General features: G+C 36.8%; 5 protein-coding genes and 1 pseudogene. 5 read left to right on the top strand and 1 reads right to left on the bottom strand.

Going from position 1 to position 2572, the window contains the following annotated elements:
* Positions 1–262, bottom strand: a 262-nt coding sequence (locus F6K22_RS38395; protein ID WP_293110143.1) for a hypothetical protein, incomplete at its 3' end; no start/stop codon positions are given.
* A gap of 439 nt (positions 263–701) precedes the next feature.
* On the opposite strand from F6K22_RS38395, the gene F6K22_RS38390 reads away from it, so the two are divergent.
* From F6K22_RS38390 to F6K22_RS38370, 5 genes and pseudogenes are all read left to right on the top strand, one after another.
* Positions 702–842 carry a helix-turn-helix domain-containing protein gene (locus F6K22_RS38390; RefSeq protein ID WP_293110141.1) on the top strand — a complete coding sequence of 47 codons (141 nt, stop codon included), beginning with the start codon at positions 702–704 and terminating at the stop codon, positions 840–842.
* 58 nt (positions 843–900) lie between these two features.
* Entirely contained in the window at positions 901–1368 is a 468-nt protein-coding gene (locus F6K22_RS38385; protein ID WP_293110140.1) for an RNA-guided endonuclease InsQ/TnpB family protein, read from the top strand.
* A gap of 54 nt (positions 1369–1422) precedes the next feature.
* Entirely contained in the window at positions 1423–1611 is a 189-nt protein-coding gene (locus F6K22_RS38380; RefSeq protein WP_293110138.1) for a transposase, read from the top strand.
* Between the two features lie 20 nt (positions 1612–1631).
* The gene (locus tag F6K22_RS38375; RefSeq protein WP_363275344.1) at positions 1632–1847 is read left to right on the top strand and encodes a zinc ribbon domain-containing protein; all 216 of its coding nucleotides are present in this window, start codon (positions 1632–1634) and stop codon (positions 1845–1847) included.
* A gap of 414 nt (positions 1848–2261) precedes the next feature.
* A pseudogene (locus tag F6K22_RS38370) lies at positions 2262–2553 on the top strand (helix-turn-helix domain-containing protein); the annotation flags it as partial.
* Positions 2554–2572: the final 19 nt, after the last annotated feature.

Here is a 2572-nt window from a genome sequence, read left to right as displayed (position 1 = left end):
TAAAAGGGTCAGAACCAGAAAAAGAACAAATAGAAGTAGAACCACGAAAATGAAACAAAGAATTATCAGAATATCTAATATGAAAACTAGATACAGAAGAAAAATCAGGAACAGTAAAACTAGCGTGGAAATTCGGATAGGGATGGTTGGGGAGTTTGAGGATGACTAATTTTTTGTATAATTCTGCGTAGCCGCGATACACAACCGTGCGATCGCTGGCATAGATTTCTTCTAGGAGTTGATAGTTGAGAATTTTATGCATCAGTTAATTAGACTAAAAGTAATGAATTACACCTAGATTAATTATATAAAATACAGGACTTACGCAAAAAATGAAATTATACGCCATCTGTAGGGGTTAACGGCCGTTAACCCCTACTATATATGGTGGTTATGCTTAAGTCCTGAAATAATTACTATTGTCTTTGTTGCATGAATATTCTGAACTCCTTGCTGTGCAATATTTTTCCTTAATAAAGTTCATTGAAAAAAAGCTTGATTTATCAGGCTTATGAGGTTTTTATGCAACAAAGCCATTACAGTATAATATAAAACTCTGATTTGGTATCTTTGTCAGCGACCCGCATTTTTTACCAGGAGTCAGGAGTCAGGAGATGGAGGGAAGGAGTCAGGAAATGGAGGGCTTGTAACTGTTGGCTAAAATCTGGTATTATCTATAAAAATCTGGGATTATCTGTTTTATGCTACTAGGATTCAAAACTGAACTGTACCCAAATAACCAGCAAAAAACCTTACTGGCCAAACACGCGGGTGTAGCGCGTCACGCCTATAATTGGGGTTTGTGGTTAACTAAAAATATCCGCATAGCACAATTCAAATAATCCTGATAGTAAACTGAAATTTCCTACTGCAACGAATAAGCATAAGCTTTTGGTAGCAATGGTTAAACCATCAAACTATTGGTACTACGAGGTTTCTAAGACAGCACCTCAATATGCTTTAAGGTATTTATCATCAGCTTGGAAACGTTGCTTTAGTAAAGTGTCGGGAATGCCTAAATTCAAGAAAAAAGGTAGAGATGATAGTTTCACTTTAGATGGTTCAATATCGGTAGGTTTTAATGGTATAAAACTGCCTCGAATTGGATGGGTAAAAACATTTGAAATATTGCCAGATAATGTTACCCCTAAATCTGTAACTATAACTAAAAAGGCCGATGGTTGGTTCATTAGCTTCAAGATAGAAACAGAGCCTCAAGTCACTGATAAATCAGTTGATGTAGTTGGTGTAGATTTAGGTATAAAATCTCTAGCTACGTTATCTACTGGTGAGGTTTTTGTTGGTGCTAAGTCTTACAAAAAGTTAGAATCTAAACTATCACGACTGCAATACCGCTCGCAGGCATAAAACCAAATTTTCCAATAACTGGAAAAAAGCACAGCTAAAAATAGCTCAGTTACATTGCTGAGAATAGCTAACATCAGGAAAGATACACTGCATAAACTAACTACTTATTTGGCTCTTAACCACAGTCAAATAGTAATAGAAGACCTTAATGTATCAGGAATGATGTCAAACCATAAGTTAGCTAAGGCAGTTGCCGATATGGGGTTTTATGAGTTTCGTAGACAGGCGCGAGTACAAGTGTGAGTTATTAGGTTGCTGAGTTAATCATCGTTAATAGATGGTTTCCCAGTTCTAAAACCTGTTCTAACTGTGGAACTGTAAAAGAGTCTCTGTTGTTATCAGAGCGTGTTTTTAATTGTGAACACTGCAATTTTCGCTGCGACCGAGACTTGATAAGAGCGTTAAATTTAGCTATGGCGGGCAGTGAGAGCTACGCTCCGCGTTCCGCGAACGCCCGTATCAGCTTGTGGACTGGATAACGCCGACGTTGCCAGGTTGAAGCAAGAATAGAATAGGCTATCTATTAGATAATCATAGATTTATATAGATAATCATAGGTTTCTAAGAACGGAAATCGACGGACTGGGAAAAGCACTGGGAAGAACAGATAAAAACACGATCGCGCACGTTAATTATCACTGCACTTACATAGGTGATATTGAAGCATTGCTCGAGGAAAAGTTTGAGTTTAGGCTACAACTAAAATAAATTTTTCTCATAAAGGTATTTAAGCCTTTCCTTGTTCTATCTTGCTCCAAATGTGGGAGCATTGACTTAATCAAAGGATAAGGATATAATACGTTACAAACCGTACTATTAGACAGACTGTGTTCACAAATAAATGAAATCCATGATTAACCAAACTTAAATTAAATAATCAGCAAAAAACTCTGATGGCTCAACACGCGGGGTATAGTAGATGGTGCTATAACTGGGGTTTAAGTTTGTGGAATGCTGCATATATTGATGGTTACAAGCCTAATGCTCGAAAGCTAAGAGAGGTTTTTACCAACCATACAAAGCCTTTATATCCTTGGATGAAAAACTTGTCATCTAAAGTTTACCAATATGCCTTCATCAACTTAGGTGAAGCGTTTACTCATGTTTTTCAAAGGATTAGGAAAATACCCAAAGTTTAAAAAGAAAGGTAGGTCTGATTCTTTCACAATTGATAATTCACCGAAAACCAATAGAACTTGATGGT

The sequence above is a fragment of the Okeania sp. SIO2F4 genome, from assembly GCF_010672385.1.
Classification (GTDB): domain Bacteria; phylum Cyanobacteriota; class Cyanobacteriia; order Cyanobacteriales; family Microcoleaceae; genus Trichodesmium.
This window is presented reverse-complemented; position numbering and strand designations above follow the sequence as displayed.